This is a genomic window from Arabiibacter massiliensis (assembly GCF_902386925.1).
GTDB classification, from domain to species: Bacteria; Actinomycetota; Coriobacteriia; order Coriobacteriales; family Eggerthellaceae; genus Arabiibacter; species Arabiibacter massiliensis.
This window is the reverse complement of record NZ_LR698996.1, coordinates 2,275,528-2,292,289: the sequence shown is the minus strand read 5'-3', so window position 1 is coordinate 2,292,289 and position 16,762 is coordinate 2,275,528. Positions and strand designations below refer to the sequence as shown.

14 protein-coding genes and 2 tRNA genes are annotated in these 16,762 nt (G+C 64.0%); 9 read left to right on the top strand and 7 right to left on the bottom strand.

What is annotated here, in order from left to right; translation table 11 throughout:
• Nucleotides 1-33: 33 nt before the first annotated feature.
• From FX134_RS09765 to rpmH, 4 genes are read right to left on the bottom strand one after another with little or no spacing between them, the layout of a single operon-like run.
• Nucleotides 34-822 carry a YidC/Oxa1 family membrane protein insertase gene (locus FX134_RS09765; RefSeq protein ID WP_080801075.1) on the bottom strand — a complete coding sequence of 263 codons (789 nt, stop codon included), beginning with the start codon at nucleotides 820-822 and terminating at the stop codon, nucleotides 34-36.
• A 48-nt stretch (nucleotides 823-870) separates the two neighbouring features.
• Nucleotides 871-1,104: a membrane protein insertion efficiency factor YidD gene (gene yidD, locus FX134_RS09760; protein WP_080803962.1), complete on the bottom strand. Its 234-nt coding sequence runs from the start codon at nucleotides 1,102-1,104 to the stop codon at nucleotides 871-873.
• 10 nt (nucleotides 1,105-1,114) lie between these two features.
• On the bottom strand, nucleotides 1,115-1,441 hold the full coding sequence (gene rnpA / locus FX134_RS09755; protein WP_080801072.1) for a ribonuclease P protein component: 327 nt from the start codon (nucleotides 1,439-1,441) through the stop codon (nucleotides 1,115-1,117).
• Nucleotides 1,442-1,454: 13 nt separating this feature from the next.
• A complete protein-coding gene (gene rpmH / locus FX134_RS09750) occupies nucleotides 1,455-1,589 on the bottom strand; it encodes a 50S ribosomal protein L34 (protein WP_013981168.1) in 135 nt (44 codons plus the stop codon).
• Between the two features lie 830 nt (nucleotides 1,590-2,419).
• On the opposite strand from rpmH, the gene FX134_RS09745 reads away from it, so the two are divergent.
• Entirely contained in the window at nucleotides 2,420-3,409 is a 990-nt protein-coding gene (locus FX134_RS09745; protein ID WP_080801069.1) for an ATP-binding protein, read from the top strand.
• A gap of 86 nt (nucleotides 3,410-3,495) precedes the next feature.
• Entirely contained in the window at nucleotides 3,496-4,965 is a 1,470-nt protein-coding gene (gene dnaA / locus FX134_RS09740; protein ID WP_080801066.1) for a chromosomal replication initiator protein DnaA, read from the top strand.
• Nucleotides 4,966-4,977: 12 nt separating this feature from the next.
• On the opposite strand, the gene FX134_RS09735 is transcribed toward dnaA, so the two are convergent.
• Nucleotides 4,978-5,292 (bottom strand): hypothetical protein, encoded by a 315-nt coding sequence (locus FX134_RS09735; protein WP_143412173.1) that lies wholly within the window; start codon nucleotides 5,290-5,292, stop codon nucleotides 4,978-4,980.
• 69 nt (nucleotides 5,293-5,361) lie between these two features.
• Here FX134_RS09735 and dnaN point away from each other — a divergent pair, with 69 nt between their 5' ends.
• The 5 genes from dnaN (at nucleotide 5,362) to FX134_RS09710 (ending at nucleotide 14,509) form a co-directional block, all read left to right on the top strand.
• Nucleotides 5,362-6,462: a DNA polymerase III subunit beta gene (dnaN, locus tag FX134_RS09730; protein WP_080801063.1), complete on the top strand. Its 1,101-nt coding sequence runs from the start codon at nucleotides 5,362-5,364 to the stop codon at nucleotides 6,460-6,462.
• A 24-nt stretch (nucleotides 6,463-6,486) separates the two neighbouring features.
• On the top strand, nucleotides 6,487-7,638 hold the full coding sequence (recF, locus tag FX134_RS09725; protein ID WP_080801061.1) for a DNA replication/repair protein RecF: 1,152 nt from the start codon (nucleotides 6,487-6,489) through the stop codon (nucleotides 7,636-7,638).
• A 251-nt stretch (nucleotides 7,639-7,889) separates the two neighbouring features.
• Entirely contained in the window at nucleotides 7,890-9,833 is a 1,944-nt protein-coding gene (gene gyrB, locus FX134_RS09720; protein WP_080801058.1) for a DNA topoisomerase (ATP-hydrolyzing) subunit B, read from the top strand.
• 173 nt (nucleotides 9,834-10,006) lie between these two features.
• Nucleotides 10,007-12,586 (top strand): DNA gyrase subunit A, encoded by a 2,580-nt coding sequence (gene gyrA / locus FX134_RS09715; RefSeq protein ID WP_456061865.1) that lies wholly within the window; start codon nucleotides 10,007-10,009, stop codon nucleotides 12,584-12,586.
• Between the two features lie 351 nt (nucleotides 12,587-12,937).
• The gene (locus FX134_RS09710) at nucleotides 12,938-14,509 is read left to right on the top strand and encodes an MATE family efflux transporter (protein ID WP_080801051.1); all 1,572 of its coding nucleotides are present in this window, start codon (nucleotides 12,938-12,940) and stop codon (nucleotides 14,507-14,509) included.
• Nucleotides 14,510-14,513: 4 nt separating this feature from the next.
• Here the strand turns inward: FX134_RS09710 and FX134_RS09705 are convergent, their stop codons facing one another.
• On the bottom strand, nucleotides 14,514-15,026 hold the full coding sequence (locus FX134_RS09705; RefSeq protein ID WP_080801047.1) for a bifunctional nuclease family protein: 513 nt from the start codon (nucleotides 15,024-15,026) through the stop codon (nucleotides 14,514-14,516).
• 142 nt (nucleotides 15,027-15,168) lie between these two features.
• Nucleotides 15,169-16,047: a LysR family transcriptional regulator gene (locus FX134_RS09700; protein WP_080801044.1), complete on the bottom strand. Its 879-nt coding sequence runs from the start codon at nucleotides 16,045-16,047 to the stop codon at nucleotides 15,169-15,171.
• A gap of 198 nt (nucleotides 16,048-16,245) precedes the next feature.
• Here FX134_RS09700 and FX134_RS09695 point away from each other — a divergent pair.
• Both FX134_RS09695 and FX134_RS09690 read left to right on the top strand, forming a co-directional pair.
• A tRNA-Ile gene (locus FX134_RS09695) sits at nucleotides 16,246-16,322 on the top strand.
• Nucleotides 16,323-16,409: 87 nt separating this feature from the next.
• Nucleotides 16,410-16,485 (top strand) — tRNA-Ala (locus FX134_RS09690).
• The last annotated feature ends 277 nt before the right edge of the window (nucleotides 16,486-16,762 follow it).

Genomic DNA, 16,762 nt, shown 5'->3' with positions numbered 1-16,762 from the left:
AGATTCCCAGAATGTTTCACGTGAAACATTCTGCTACCTCTTTTTCTTCGACGTATCCTTCTTGGTCGGGCGCGGCTTCTTCACCTTGCGGGTCACATCGACCTCGATGGGCTTCACTTCGATGGTCTGCTCGGCTTCGGCATCGCGCTTCTTCATGATGCGCATGGAGATCTGCTGCTGTGCAACGCCGATGAGCGACGACGCGCCCCAGAACAGGAGCACGCCGGCGGGCGAGCCCCAGCTGATCCACAGCATGAACAAGCTCATGACGCCCGACATGATGAGCGTCTGGTTGCGCTGCGGGTTGTCCTTGTTGCCCAGCTGCATCAGCACCATAGGCAAGAACGTGGCCCCAGCGAAGATGATCATAAGCACCAGATAGGGAACAAATGTTCCAAAACCCTGGGCCATAGCCTCGGAAGGCTTCATAACCAGGTTGGGCACCAGGTTGAAGAACTCGTAAGTGGAACCTTCCGTACGCGAGCCCATCTCCGAGAGCACCTGGAACAGCGCCATGAAGATAGGCATCTGCAGCACCATGGGCAGGCAGCCGGCCAGGGGGTTGAACTTCACCTCGGCGTAGAGCTTCTGCATCTCCTCGGTCTGCCGCTGGGGATCGTCAGCGTACTTGCGCTGGATCTCCTGCATGAGCGGCTGCACCTTCTGCATCTGAAACGACGATTTCGTCTGCTTGTGCATGAGCGGCGAGATGAGGATACGGAAGATGACCGTGACGATGATGATCGCGAGGCCCCAGTCTCCGCAGAAGTTGTAGAAGAACTGGATAACGTCGAATATCCAATCCTTGAAGACGTCCCACATTGTATGTTGTTCCTTCCTCTATACCAAAAAGGCCCGCCGGCCGATCCGTCAGGGGACGGGATCGTAGCCGTGAGGACCTCCCGGACGACAGCGGAGCACACGCTTGACCGTGAGCTTGAGCCCCTTGACGAACCCGTAGCGCCGAAACGCGATGAGGCCGTACTCGGAGCACGTCGGGGTGAAACGGCAGCAAGAAGGGAACAGGGGAGAGATGGCGGCGCGGTAGAAGGTTATGAGAAACACCGCTATCGTGCACGGTATGCGTTTCAGGAAATCCCTCACCGGCTGCACCCTATCGAATCTCGGCGCGTTTCAACGTCTCGTCACATGCTGCTAGCACTTTACTATAAGTGCACCGCGTGAGGCTCGACTTCGCAAGAAATATTACATCGTAGCCCTGCCACGGCCCTCCGAGCTCCCGGCACACCGCCCGCATGCGCCGCTTCGCGCTGTTGCGCCACACCGCGTTCCCCAGCTTCTTGCCCGCAATAAAAGCAACACGACCGCGCGGGCCGTGCTGCTTTGCGGGTAACACTATGAAGGTAAGGTACGGCGTATGCAGTCGCTTGCCGCAAGAGAACAGATCGGAGATATCCGCGCGGGATTTGATCGTCTCCAACCGTCGGCTCTCTTTACACGCAGAGGCGCTTGCGTCCCTTTGCGCGGCGAGCAGCCAGCACCTTGCGGCCGCCCTTGGTCGACATGCGAGCACGGAAACCGTGGCACTTGGCCCTCTTACGAGTGTTAGGTTGGTACGTGCGCTTCATATTATTTCCCTTTCGTGATTTAGAGCAACCTGGAAAGTATAGCTCACGTTGCCCGGGAGTCAAGGAAAACCCATAAATAACTCCTGCGGAAACGCCGTCGCGAACTCTGCGGGCGCAAGCGGGCCGCGGGCATGCCGAAGGCGCCGGCTGCGCCGCGTTCTCCCAAGGCCCAGAAAGGGGCGCCGGGGAGGGCTCGCACGCATTCCCAGCACCTCCGTGGAAAACCTTCCCAGCGGCTTTTCGGCGAAGTTTTCCCCAAAACGAAGGAGAGGAGAATGTGGAAAATGTTGAAAACCTCGGTTTCATTCGTGGGAGCCTGTGGAAATCCCAATCGCCACCGTTTTGTCAAGCCCTAATCCAATTATTTATATCAGGCTTCCCACCAGGCCTTAGAGTAAAATCAAAACAAACTTAGGCTTCTGAACTGGTATTTTGTTTATCGAAGATTTTTCGTAAACGTGACCTCGGCGCAAAACGTCAGCACCCCGCCATCGCGGGGACACCAAAACGACACCTCGGCTGAAAGGGCGCCGACAGGCCCCGAATCCCTTCCGAACGCCTCGACTATCAACATTCGGCCAGAGTTTTACACCAACGTCCGTACGCCCTTTCCTGCATCTTCCTGAAAGTTTTCCCCAATTTCTGAATAAATTGGGGAAAACGATGAAAACCCCCGGTCGCATGAAGGGAACGTTTTCAGTGAAACGGAAAGCACGATTCTGAAAACCTTGAATTCCCCAGGTGGATGGATTCAGGAAGGGAAAACCGCTACAATGCGCTTGAATATCTTTGAAAAACGCTGAATACCGATTCTGAAAAACGGAATACCATTGGACAACCAGATCGAACAAGCAGACCATTCGAGCGAATCCGCTGATGGAGGCACGGGAGGCGACGCCTACGCCCTCGTGAACGCCGTCGCGCGCATCGCTCTCTACGACGACCTCCGCAGCGCGCCGCGCGTCACGGAGATCCAGCCCGCGCCCACCGCCGAGTTCATCGAGAGCCTCGCCTCCAAAGTGTACGAGCAGGCGCGCTCCTCGGGGGGCACCGTCCCCTACACCGTCATACGCGAGGTGTCGGAGAACTTCATCCACGCGCGGTTCGCCGAGGTGATCGTGTCCATCCTGGACAACGGCAATACCATCCGCTTCGCCGACCAGGGCCCGGGCATCCCCCAGAAGGAGAAAGCCCAGCTCCCCGGCTTCACCTCGGCCATCGAGCCGATGAAGCGCTACATACGCGGCGTGGGCTCGGGCCTTCCCATCGTGAAGGAGTACCTCGACTTCTCGCACGGCACCATCACGATAGAGGATAATCTGGGAACGGGATCGGTGGTCACGATCAGCCTGATCCCGGGCGCCGCCGGCGGGCGGGCGGCCGCGCCGCAGGAGGAGCCCCCGCAACCGCAGGCGCCGCAGATGCAGCCGTACCCGCAGCCCTACCAGCCTCAGCCGCTTCCCCAGGCGGGGGCCTACCAACCGGCGCAGCCGATGCCCCAGGGCTACCCGTACCCCGCGCCGCCCCAGCCCGCGCCGTACCCGGGGGCCTACCCGCAGCCCGCCTACCCTCAGCCGGCGCAGCCCCCCGCGATCGCCCCGCTCGTGCCGCCGCTCACCAAACGGGAGCGCGAATTCCTCCCGATCTTCCTCAGCGAGGGGGCCCTCGGGGTGACCGACCTGGTGAACATCACGGGGTCTCCCCAGTCGAGCACCCATTCCGCGCTGACGAAGCTCGAGCAGGCGGGGCTCATCGAGAAGACGGTCGGTCAGAAGCGCATCCTGACCCAACTCGGATATCAGGTGGCAAACTCGCTTTGATGGTTGTACAATCGAGGCCCGACGGACGGCTCGCGCGAGAAGGCGGCATGCGGCGGCTCGCGCTCGCCCGGTAAAGGAAACGGCATATGGACAGCGAAACGCTCGAGCAGACCTGGAGCAACGTGTGCGCCCAGGTCAAAAGCTACAACAACATAGACCCCACCCAGATCAGCGCGTTCTTCTCGCGCCTGCATCCTCAGGCCATGAGCGAGGGCTTCCTCATGCTCACAGCCGACAACGACTTCATTAAGACGTGGATCGAGCGCAATTACGTGGAGTTCATCAAGCGCGCGCTGCTCGACTTGTACCAGGTGCCGTTCACCGTCGTCGTCGAGGTGGACATCACCGCCGCGTCCGCTCCCGCGAAGCCCGCGGCCGTCCCGGCGCCCGCGCCCCAGCCGCCCCAGCCTCCCAGCCCCACGATCATCGCGCCCGAACCCCCTGATCAGCCCGGACCGAAGGGCGAGCCCGAGGAGTCCGCGCCCTTCGCGGGAGCGGACGGCGTCGGCTCCACGTACACGTTCGAGAACTTCGTCATCGGCGACTCCAACCGCATGGCCTACTCCATGGCCGTGGCCGTGGCCGAGATGCCGGGCAAGGCCCACCTAAACCCGCTGTTCCTCTACGGCAAGTCGGGCCTGGGCAAGACGCACCTGATGCGCGCCATCCAGAACTACGTCACCGAGACCATGCCCGCCCTCTCGGTGGTCTACGTGGACTCCGCCGAGCTGCTCTCGGACTACATGGACGCCAGCGCCGCCCACGACAAGGAGAAATCGAGCTACAAGAACTTCAAGACGCGCTACGAGGACGCCGACGTGCTCCTCATCGACGACGTCCAGTACCTGCAGGGCAAGAAGCAGACGCTCGACATCGTGTTCCAGATATTCAACAGGCTCACGGAGCAGGGGCGCCAGGTGGTGCTCTCCGCCGACCGCGCGCCCAAGAACATCGACATCGACGAGCGCTATATGAGCCGCTTCAACTCGGGCGCCACCTTCGACATCCAGCCGCCCGAGGTGGAGACGAAGCTCGGCATCGTGAAGAGCTTCGTGGACGAGTACCGCGAGGCCGAGGGCTCTCCGGGGTTCAGCATCCCCGACGACATCCAGATGTACATCGCGGAGAGCTCGAGCTCCAATATCCGCGAGCTGAAGAGCGCCGTCACGAAGGTGATCTACCAGATGACGTTCTTCAAGCAGCCGAACCTGAGCCTCGACGACGTGCGCGCGCTTCTGGAGAACCACTTCTCCGGCGGCCCGTCGAAGCGCCTGACCATCGCCGACATCCAAAAGGAGGTCGAGACGTTCTACAAGGTGAGCCACGCCGACCTCGTGGGCAAGAAGCGCAACCGCAACATCATCTACGCGCGCCAGATAGCCATCTACCTGTGCCGGCAGATGCTCGACCTACCGTTCAACGACATCGGCAAGAAGTTCAACCGCGACCACTCCACCGTCATGTACTCGGTCACCAACGTCGAGGAGAAGATGAAGGAGAACCGCGAGCTGCGCGAGGAGCTCGAGACCCTACGTCAGATCATCCGCGAGATCTGACCCGCCGCGGCCCTAACTCGCGTTCGGCGGAAACATGACTGAAAGATGACTGACAACATGCCGAAAAGCGCCCCTCGGCTCGGGAAAGATAATGAAAGCGATAATAGGTGTTGAGGGAGGAAGCTTGCCCTGCACCGTGGAAATGGGAATGTTTTCGTAGTATGAACTGGCAGGACGTCGGTTTTCCACAATTCCACCGACCTTATTATCATTATTATTAAAACCTTTATATATTAAAGAGGGACCGAAAACCGAAGAACGAAGCGCCGGAGACGGCGGCTCAAGTGTTTCACGTGAAACATCCTCCTCGCCGCCGATATGCTCCATGCGAAACATCTTATAATGACTGCGCGAAGGGAAGCCCCGCAGCACTGTCGAGCTAGGGAAGGGATCGCCTTGAAATTCAGCATCAACCAATCGGAACTGTCCAACGCGCTCGGCGTGGTGCTCAAGGGCATCGCGACGCGCTCGACGCTGCCCATCCTGTCCGGCATCTACCTCGACGCCCGCGCCGACTCACTCACGCTCCAAGCCACCGACCTCGAGCTGTCCATCCAGTACACTGTGGCCGCCCTCGTCGAAGAGGAGGGCAAGGCGGTCGTCCCGGGCAAGCTGTTCTCGGAGATCGTGAAGAACCTGCCCGACGCCGCCGTGCATATGGAAGCGGAGGACGATTCGGCGGTCATCACGTGCGACACCTCGTCCTTCTCCATCAAGACGCTCGACGCGGAGGATTTCCCGGGATTCCCGCACGTCGATGTGCAGCAGGAGATAGCCATCCCGTTCTCGCAGTTCGCCTCCATGGTGAAGCGCGTGGCGCGCGTCGTGTCGAAGGACGAGAGCCGCGCCATCCTCACCGGCGTGCTCATCACGCTCGAGGGATCGCACCTCAAGATGGTAGCCACGGATTCGTACCGCCTGGCCATCACAGAGGCGGAGCTTCCCGGATCGTCCGCCGAGGACTTCCAGGCGGTCATCGCCGGGTCGTTTCTGCAAGAGATATCCTCGCTGCCCCGCTCCGAGGACCCGCTGCGCATCGCGCTCGCCGAGAACCAGATCGTCGTCTCGTACCACGACACGGTGTTCATCAACCGACGCATCGAGGGCAACTTCCCGAACTACCGCCAGCTGCTGCCCGACTCCTACGTCACCCGCGTGAGCATCGAGGTGCCCCACCTCGTGGCGGGCGTGAAGCGCACCTCGCTGCTCGACCAGACGAGTTCTCCGGTGAAGTTCGACGTCAACATGGCGTCGCAGACCGTCCAGCTCTCCGCCATGGCGCAGGACGTGGGATCGGTCCAGGAGACGCTGCCGTGCGAGGGGGAGGGCGAGGACGTGCAGATCGCGTTCAACTGCTCCTACGTGCTCGACGGGCTGTCGTCGGTGGGGACGGACAAGGTGTATCTTGAGGTGCAGTCGCCCCTCAAGCCGGGCATCTTCAGGGCGGACGCGGGCGAGGACTACCTCTACCTCATCATGCCCGTGCGCATCGCGTAGGAAAGGCGCGGCGGAAGCACGGCGGTGGACCTGTCGATAACCCATATCTCGTTCGCGGACTTCCGCAGCTACGAGCGCTTCGATCTGGCCGGCATCGGCCCGCTCACGGTGCTCGTGGGACCCAACGCGACAGGCAAGACGAACATCGTGGAAGGGGTGCAGCTGCTCACGGCCCAGTCGTCGTTCCGCAACCCGTCGCCTGCCGACCTCGTGCGCTCGGGCGCGGCCGGCGCGCGCATCGCGGCCGACGTGGCCGACGGCAACCGCGAGCTTGAGCTGGAGATGCGCGTGGCCGACGGCAAGCGGGCGTTCCTGTTGAACGGCAAGCCCAAGCGCACCGCCGACCTCAAGGGTATCCTGCCCTCGGTGACGTTCACGCCCGACGACCTCGAGCTGGCCAAGGGCCCGCAGGCGGTGCGGCGCAGCGCGCTCGATGCGCTCGGCTCGCAGCTCTCGGCGAACCACTACCTCATCCGGCGCGATTACGAGAAGGTGATCCGCCACAAGAACCGCCTGCTCAAGGACGAGGCGCCGCCCGCCCTGGTGGCGGCGCTCGATGAGACGCTCGTCACCTGCGGCGCGCAGCTCGCCTGCTACCGCGCGGCGCTCTTCGAGAAGCTGGCGGCGTCGATGGCGTCCTACTACGCCGAGATCGTCGGCGGCCGCGAGCGCCTGCGCGCATGCTACGTGCCGTCGTGGGAGCAGAGCGACCCGGGCGTGCCGGCCACGTTCGCCTTCGGGCGCGACGAGGCCCGCGCGTCCCTGGCCGCCGCCCTGGCAGCCCGCGGCGCCGAGGAGCGCGCCCGGCGCCGGGCGCTCGTGGGCCCGCATGCCGACCGCATCGAGTTCTTCATCGGTGGCCGCAACGTGTCCACGTTCGCCAGCCAGGGCCAGCGCCGCTCGGCGGTGCTGGCATTCAAGCTGGCCGAGGCCGCGCTCATCCAGGACATCCTGCACCAGCGGCCCGTGCTGCTGCTCGACGACGTCATGAGCGAGCTCGACGCCGAGCGCCGCCGCTCGCTCGTGGCGTTCGTCTCCGGAGACATCCAGACGTTCATCACCACGGCCAACCTCGACTACTTCGACGAGGACCTCCTGGCAGCCGCCCGCGTGGTGCGCCTACCGCTCGAAGAGGGTTCCGACGGGTCCTCGAACGCCGATATTTCAGCGTTGTGAGCGCTGTTATGCGAAAAAGGACGGCCTTATTCGCGATCGCGCCTCAAAAGCCTTCTCAAAGCCTTTAAACGCTGTGTTTTTTCTCTCTATCAAAGCCTGATTATGATAGAATTTGACAGTTGGCGCGCCGAGGGCGCGCGCGGATGCTCGCGCGCGGGGCGCCGGCTGGCGCGGGCCGTCCCGAGAGGCTGGGAAGCGGGCGGACGCCGCGTCGATCACTTACGAAACGCACTGAAAAAGGAGCAAAGTCAGTGGCAAACAAACCTGACCATTACGACGGTTCCGACATCCAGGTCCTCGAGGGCCTGGAGGCGGTCCGCAAGCGCCCGGGCATGTACATCGGCTCGACGGGCCCGCGCGGCCTGCACCACCTGGTGTACGAGGTCGTCGACAACTCCGTCGACGAGGCGCTGGCCGGCTACTGCGACGAGATCGGGGTGTGGATCCATCCCGACAACTCGATCACGGTGGAGGACAACGGGCGCGGCATCCCCGTGGACAAGCACCCCAAGGAGAAGATCCCCACGGTGGAGGTGGTGCTCACCATCCTGCACGCCGGCGGCAAGTTCGGCGGCGAGGGCTATAAGGTGTCCGGCGGCCTGCACGGCGTGGGCGTGTCCGTGGTGAACGCGCTGTCCCGGCGCGTGGAGGTGAACGTCAAGCGCGACGGCAGGGAGTACGCCATCGCCTTCGACCACGGCAAGACCTGCGAGAAGCTGCACGAGGTGGGTTCCGCGTGCCGCACGGGCACCAAGACCACGTTCTGGCCCGACGCGGAGATCTTCACGGAGACCACGGTGTTCGACTACGACACGCTGGCCAGCCGCTTCCGCGAGATGGCGTTCCTCAACCGCGGCCTCAAGATCGTGCTGCGCGACGAGCGCGTCACCGACGCCGAGGGCAACCCGCGCACCGAGGTGTTCCAGTACGCCGGCGGCATCGTCGACTTCGTGAAGTATCTGAACGAAGGCAAGGAGACGCTCAACAAGCCCATCTACTTCGAGGCTGAGAACGCCGACGGCACGGTGGAGGTGGCCATGCAGTGGTCCACGTCCTACTCCACGAATTCGGTCATGGCCTTCGCGAACAACATCAACACGCACGAAGGCGGCACGCACCTCGACGGCTTCAAGCAGGCCGTCACACGCTCCATCAACGAGTACGCGCGCGCCAAGGGCATCCTCAAGGAGAAGGATAACAACCTCTCCGGCGACGACACCCGCGAGGGCTGCGCGGCCATCATCTCGGTGAAGCTGCACGACCCGCAGTTCGAGGGCCAGACGAAGACGAAGCTCGGCAACACCGAGATCCGCCCGCTCGTGCAGAACGCCGTGACGCAGGGCCTGTCCGAGTACCTCGAGGAGAACCCGACGCCGGCGAAGCGCATCATCGGCAAGGCCACCCAGGCGCTCAAGGCCCGCGAGGCCGCCCGCAAGGCCCGCGAGATGACGCGGCGTAAAAACGTGCTCGATTCGTTCGCGCTGCCGGGCAAGCTGGCCGACTGCTCCAGCAAGGAGCCGTCGAACTCCGAGATCTTCATCGTAGAGGGCGATTCCGCAGGCGGCTCGGCCAAGCAGGCCCGCGACCGCAAGACGCAGGCCATCCTGCCTTTGCGCGGCAAGATCCTGAACGTGGAGCGCGCCGGTTTGCACCGCTCGCTTTCCAGCGACACCATCAGCTCGCTCATCACGGCCATCGGCACGAACATCGGCGACGACTTCGACGCCGACCAGGCGCGCTACCACCGCATCATCATCATGACCGACGCCGACGTGGACGGCGCGCACATCCGCTGCCTCCTGCTCACGTTCTTCTACCGCTACATGCCCGAGCTCATCAACCGCGGCTACATCTACATCGCGCAGCCGCCCATCTTCGGCCTGAAGAAGAAGAACTCGCGCAGCCCCAAGATAGAGCGCTACATCTACGACGAGAACGCGCTGTCCTCCACGCTCGCGGAGTACGACGACCCCAACAAGTTCGACGTGCAGCGCTACAAGGGCCTCGGCGAGATGGACCCCGACCAGCTGTGGGAGACCACGATGGAGCCGGCGACGCGCACGCTTCTGCAGGTGAACATCGACGACGCCGCCGAGGCTGAGCGCGTCGTGTCCGAGCTGATGGGCGACTTGGTGGAGCCCCGCAAGGAGTTCATCCAGAAGCACGCCCGCGACGTCCGCTTCCTGGACATTTAAGGAGAATCTCAGTGGCAGACAACAACGATTCTTTCGACGAGTTCCTGAACCGCGCCGAGGAGGATTACGACGCGGAGGGCGCGGGTGAGGAGGCGGCGGCCGATAATGAGGCCTCCGACGCCCCCGCGCGGCCCTCGGGCATCGGCATGAGCGAGGAGGACAAGGCCCGCTCGATGATCGACACCTCGGCGTTCGGCAACCCGCACGGCTCTATCGTGGAGGGTGCCAACGGCGGCGAGGGAACCATCGTGCGCAGCGCCTACCTGGGCAAGGAGATGCAGACGTCGTTCCTCGAATATTCGATGAGCGTCATCGTGTCGCGCGCCCTGCCCGACGTGCGCGACGGCCTGAAGCCGGTGCACCGCCGCATCCTCTACGCCATGAACGAGAGCGGCTACACGCCCAACCGCCCGCACATGAAGTCGGCCCGTACCGTCGGCGACGTCATCGGCAAGTACCACCCGCACGGCGACTCGGCCGTGTACGACACGATGGTGCGCCTGGCCCAGCCCTTCTCCATGCGCGTGCCGCTGGTGGACGGCCACGGCAACTTCGGTTCCATCGACGGCGACTCCGCCGCCGCCATGCGCTATACCGAGTCCCGCCTGGACAAGGCCGCCATGGAGCTTCTGCGCGATCTGGATAAAGAGACGGTGGACTTCCAGCCCAACTACGACGAGAGCCTGGAAGAGCCCACGGTCCTGCCGGCGCGCTTCCCCAACCTGCTGGTGAACGGCTCAAACGGCATCGCCGTGGGAATGGCCACCAACATCCCGCCGCACAACCTGGGCGAGACGATCGACGCGACGTGCCTGATGCTGGACAACCCGGACATCACCACCGAGGAGCTCATGCGCGCGCTGCCCGGCCCCGATTTCCCCACCGGCGGCATCATCATGGGCAAGAAGGGAATCCTCGACGCGTACGAGACGGGCCGCGGCTCGCTCACCGTGCGCGCGAAGTGCAAGGTGCAGGAGGGCAAGAACGGCAAGAGCTCCATCGTGGTCACCGAGATCCCCTACCAGGTGAACCGCAACCGCCTGCTGGAGAAGCTCGGCGAGCTCGTGCGCGAGAAGAAGCTGCCCGAGGTGAGCAACATCCACGACGCGGCCGACCGCCACGGCATCGACATCATCATCGACCTCAAGAAGGACGCCATCCCGCAGGTGGTGCTCAACAAACTGTACAAGCACACGCAGCTGCAGGTGGGCTTCGGCGTCATCATGCTGGCCCTGGTGGACGGCGTGCCGCGCGTGCTGTCGCTCAAGGAGACGCTGCACTACTACATCATGCACCAGAAGGACGTCATCGTGCGCCGCACGCGCTACGAGCTGGCGAAGGCGGAGGAGCGCGCCCATATCCTCGAGGGATTGATCATCGCGCTCGACAACATCGACGAGGTCATCCACATCATCCGCTCGTCGCAGACCGACAAGGAGGCGGCCGACCGCCTGACCGAGCGCTTCGGCCTGTCGGACAAGCAGACCGCCGCCATCCTGGAGATGCGCCTGCGCCGCCTGACCGGCCTGGAGCATCAGAAGATCGAGGACGAGCTGGCCGAGCTGCGCGAGAAGATCGCCTACTACAAGCGCGTGCTCTCCGACGACAGCCTCGTGCACGAGATCATCAAGGAGGAGCTGCAGGAGGTCAAGAAGAAGTTCGGCACCCCCCGCAAGACGCTTCTGTCCGAGGCGGCGAAGGACCTCGACGTGGAGGACCTCATCGCCGAGGAGAACATGGTGGTCACGGTGACGAAGTCCGGCTATGTGAAGCGCCTGCCGGTGGCCACGTACCGCCAGCAGAAGCGCGGCGGCAAGGGCATGCAGGGGGTGAACCTCAAGGACAACGACTACGTGGAGCACCTGTTCGTGGCGTCCACGCACTCCTACATGCTGTTCTTCTCCACGAAGGGCAAGGTGTACCGCCTCAAGGTGTACGAGCTGCCCGAGGCCGGCCGCCACGCGCGCGGCACCGCCATCGTGAACCTGCTGCCGCTCGAGAAGGGCGAGATGATCTCGGCCGTCATCGCGACGAAGGACTTCCCGTCCGACGAGTACCTCATGTTCGCCACCGAGCACGGCATGGTGAAGAAGACCTCGATGGACCTCTACGACCGCACGCGCCGCGACGGGCTCATCGCCATCAGCCTGAAGGACAACGACCGCCTGATCAGCGTGCGCCGCGTGGCCAAGGGAGAGAAGGTGCTCATGGTGTCGAGCGCCGGCAAGGCCATCATGTGGGATGAGGGCGAGGTGCGCGCCATGGGCCGCGACACCATGGGCGTGCGCGGCATGAACGTGCCGCCGATCGCGAAGACGCTGGGCATGGAGATCGCCCAGCCCGACACCGACCTGTTCGTCATCACCGAGAAGGGCTACGGAAAGCGCACCTCCATCGCCGAGTACCCCGAGCACCATCGCGGCGGCCAGGGCGTGTACACCATCACGATGACCGAGAAGAAGGGCCTGCTGGCCGCCATGAAGATCGTCGGCGTGGACGACGAGATCATGATCATGTCCGAGGAGGGCGTGTGCGTGCGCACCCCGGTCTCCGGCATCTCCGAGCTCGGGCGCTCCACGCAGGGCGTGCGCGTGATGAACGTGGCCGACAACGACCGCGTGACCGCGGTGGCCGTGTCGAGCCGCGGCAAGAAGAAGAAAGTCGCCGTGAAGCCCGGCGAGGCCGAGGAGCTGGACGAGGAGTCGATCGACGACATGGAGGACGGCGCCGAGCCCGCCGGCGCCGAGGAATAGCGCCGCTCCGACAACCGACTGCCGAAGGGCCCGCAACGTTGCGGGCCCTTTTTACGCGCGCCTCTTGTCATCCTGAGCGGAGCGCCGCCAGGCGCGGAGTCGAAGGATCCCGCGCGGTGCCAACTGGAAGACTTCCGGCTAACGCCGCGGGGGATCCTTCGACTCCGCTCCCTCCGGTCGCTCGCTCAGGATGACAAAAGACGATGTTTCACGTGAAACATTCTTCGTTGACGTGGGGTTTTGTGCTCATGAATGCGAATCGCGTGGAGCCGCGCGCCCTCCGGGGACCCGCCGTTGACGTGCCGTATACTGCACGCCTTGCACCCGTTGACGGAAGGAGGGCCCGAGCCCATGTCATCGATCGCCGCCCTGGCCCAAGGCGCGTGGAGCCGCGCGCAGACCGCTCGAAACGAGCGCGCCGCCCGCACGCCCGCCGAGAAGACGGGCGCGGGCGACGTGTTCCTGCTCAGCATGCCGCTGTTCGTCGAGTTATTCATGCAAATTATGATCGGAAACGTCAACCAATTCATGCTCGCGCCGCTCGGCACGGCCCCGGCCGCCGCCGTGGGCAACGCGCTGCAGATCCTCAACATCGTGACCATCGCGCTCTCCGCCATGGGCACGGCGTCCACCGTGCTCGTCACGCGCGTGCTCGGCGGCTCGACGTCGCGCCGCCCGGTATCGGAGATCGCGACCGTGGCCCTCGTGGTGAACGCAGCGCTGGCCGCGGCCATGACCGCCGTGCTGTTCGCGTTCTGGCCGCAGTTCTTCGCACTGCTCAACATCGACCCGTCGCTCCACGGCATGGCGTCGTCGTTTCTGCTCATCGTGGGCTCGACCACGGTGTTCCAAGGGATGTTCTTCGCGTTCACGGCGCTTCTGCGCAGCTACGCGCGCGCCGGCGACGTGATGCGCGCGAGCCTTTCCATGAACGCGGTCAACATCGCCCTCAGCGCGGTCCTCATCGGCGGCATGGGGCCGATCCCCGCCTTCGGCGTCGAGGGGGCCGCCGCGGCAAACGTGGTCGCGCGCGTCGTGGGGCTCTTCGTCGCCCGCCTCCTCGTGCGCCGCAACACCGACGTGCGCATGAGCGCGGCCTACCTGAGGCCGTTTCCCTGGCCCACCCTCAAGCGCATGCTGGGCGTGGGCATCCCCTCGTCGGGTGAGCAGATGAACTACGACCTCGCGCAGATCGTCATCCTCTCGTTCATCAACGTGCTCGGCACCACGGTGGTGGCGGTGAAGGTGTACTGCTCGATGATCGCGGGCATCGCCTACCTCTACTCCATCGCACTGTCGCAGGCCACGCAGATCGTGCTCGGCTACCTGTTCGGCGCGGGCAAGTTCGATGCGGTGGCGCGGCGTGTGTGGGCGGCTGACCTCATCGCCATTATGCTCACCACCTGTGTGTCGCTCGCGCTGTTCCTGAACGCGAGCACGGTGATAGGCCTGTTCACCGCCGACCCGCTCGTGCACGAGCTGGGGCGGCAGGTCATGCTCGTCGAGGTGTTCCTCGGCATCGGCCGCGCGCTCAACATCGTGATGGTGAAGGCCCTCATCGCCGTGGGCGACGTGCGCACGCCGGTGGCGGTGAACGTGCTGTCGTCGTGGGTGTTCGCCGTGGGCGGCGGCTACCTGCTGGGCATAGGGCTCGGCTGGGGCATCGTGGGGATGTGGATCGCCATGTGCGTGGACGAGTGGCTGCGCGCGGGGTTCCTCGTGGCCACGTTCGCGCGCGGGGGATGGCGGCGGCGCGCCTCGGCCGCGCGGACGGAGGTCCTGGCGGCGCAGGCGCCCGAGAAGCCCAAGGAGCCGGCGGTGCAAAGCGTTCCCGCGCTGATAGCGCTCGCCTCGTCAGACGACGGCGCGCTCGCCGACGGCGTGGCCGAGGCGGCCCGCGAGGCGGCGGCGCTTCTATGGTGAGCCGTCAGGCCTCGAAGTCCTCCGGCGCGATCTCTTCGAGGAACTTGCGGAACTCGGAGAGCTCGTGCTCGGTCTCGATGCCTCCGGAGGGCTTCTTCAGCACGTAGGGGAACGACGCCCGCTCGAGCACCCCCTCGTCGATGTAGATGGGCGCCTTCTGCCGCACGGCGAGCGCCAGCGCGTCGCTCGGCCGAGCATCGAGGTCGATGAGGCGGTCGTGCTGGCGCAGGGAGAGCCGCGCGAAGAAGGTGGCCCCCTTCACGTCGCTGATCACCACATGGTCGACGCGCGCGTCGAGGTTAGTGAGCGCGTCGAGGAACAGATCGTGCGTCATGGGCCGCGAGAACCGCGCGCGTTCGAGCGCGATGCCCATCTGCGTGGCCTCGTTCACACCCACCCAGATGGGCACGATGCGGAACTTCCCCTCTTGCGGCGCCTCCTCCACGGGGCGCAGCACGATGATGGAGGGCGACGGAGGGGCCGAGAATATGAGCGTCTGTATGTTCACCGGTACCATCGTGCTCCTCTTTCGATCGGGCGGGCTCGGGCGACGCTCTGCGCCATGTGCCGATTATAGCGTTCCTGCGCCGTGCGCGGTCGCGCCGCCGTGCCGTTTCGGTGCCGAATAAGGCACGTGCGCCCTGCCAAGCGCGCGGCGATCACGTCCGGGGGTGCCCGAAGAGCAGCGCCTCGAGGTTGCGGTACGGCGCGCTTTTCGCCCCCTTCGCGGTGATGAGGCACAGAGGCACGGGCTTCATGTCCTTCTCGGCCAAAGGCTTCATGACGCTGAAGGGCATCATCTCGCCGAGCGGGGGTATGTTGACCATGAAGGTGATGGCGTGTTTGAAGTAGAACAGGAACGGCATCTCGGCAAGGTCGGGCTCGACCACGGTGCCGAGCACCCCTTCGCGGTTGTACATGACGAAGATGGAGTCGTTGAAATGGTCGAACATCTTCGACGAGAGCACGGGGAACTGGCGGATCTCCTCGAGGGTGACGGCGTCGTTCTGGGAGAGCGGATGGTTCTTCGAGATGCACACGCCGGCGGGCACGGTTCCCACGGCGAGGCAATCGTAGTCCGGATGGCGCAGGACGCCGATGGTGATGACGGCGTCGCACTCCCCCCGGTCGAGGGCCGCCAGGCCGTCCTCCCCCCGTCCCATGACGATCTCCGACTCGGTGTGCAGGTACTTGTCGAAGAACGCGGCCATCTTCGCGCGCGCCTTCGCGTTGTGGGAGAACGCCGGCGCGCAGAGGAAGAGCTTGAGCTTCGAGTCGTCGGGGGGCTCCGCGGTGATGTTCTGGAGCTCGGTGAAGGCCTCGCATACCGGCTTCGCCCGCGCATAGAACTGCTGGCCGAACGGCGTGAGGGAGATGCCCGTGGGGGTCCTGTCGAACAGCGGGGCCGGCAGCTCCTTCTCAAGGTCGGTCATGGCCTTCGACATGGCCTGTACCGAGATGCCGTGGTCGCGCGCGGCGGCCGACAGGCTTCCGCGATTCGCCGCGGAGACGAAATAATCAACTTGCTTGATGTTCACGCGGCCGGTTCCCTTCCCACTCGCTTGCGTTGGAGTTCGATTCGCTGCCGTTGCCTTATCAGGGTACCACGACGCGCCGCACCCGTCCCCGACGTTGGTGCGGCGGGCTCGCCGGCTTTGGAAACTCGACATAATTCTTTGAAAAAGTCCTTGACCGGGCGCTTGAATTTGAGATACAGTAGCCAAGCACTTTTTTTAGGGCCCGTAGCTCAGTTGGTTAGAGCGCACGCCTGATAAGCGTGAGGTCGCTGGTTCAAATCCATTCGGGCCCACCATTTTTTTGCAATAAACGCTCCACCGTGAGCCGAGTTTGCCGGTGGAGCGTTTATTAGTATGTACGGCCGGTTTTCGCCGGCTTGCCTGGGGCATTAGCTCAGCTGGGAGAGCGCGGGCTTTGCAAGCCTGAGGTCAGGGGTTCGATCCCCCTATGCTCCACCATAGCATTGCCATCCGAACCCCCGCCGATTGCCGGGGGTTCGCTTTTTCTGCGCGCCATCCCGCGCCATCGCAAAATGTTTCACGTGAAACATTCGCAGCGGTGGCTGCCCCCGGACGGCGCTGCACGCGAATCCGGCCTCCCGCGCACAAAATGCTTCGACGTGAAAGGATTCCAACGGAACGCGCATAGGCCGTCTTTAAGCGACCTGGGATAATGCGAGCGACCCGCCGCTCCAACCCGCCGGCGTGCTCCCTTTCGCGTTTTGAATCCTTTCAC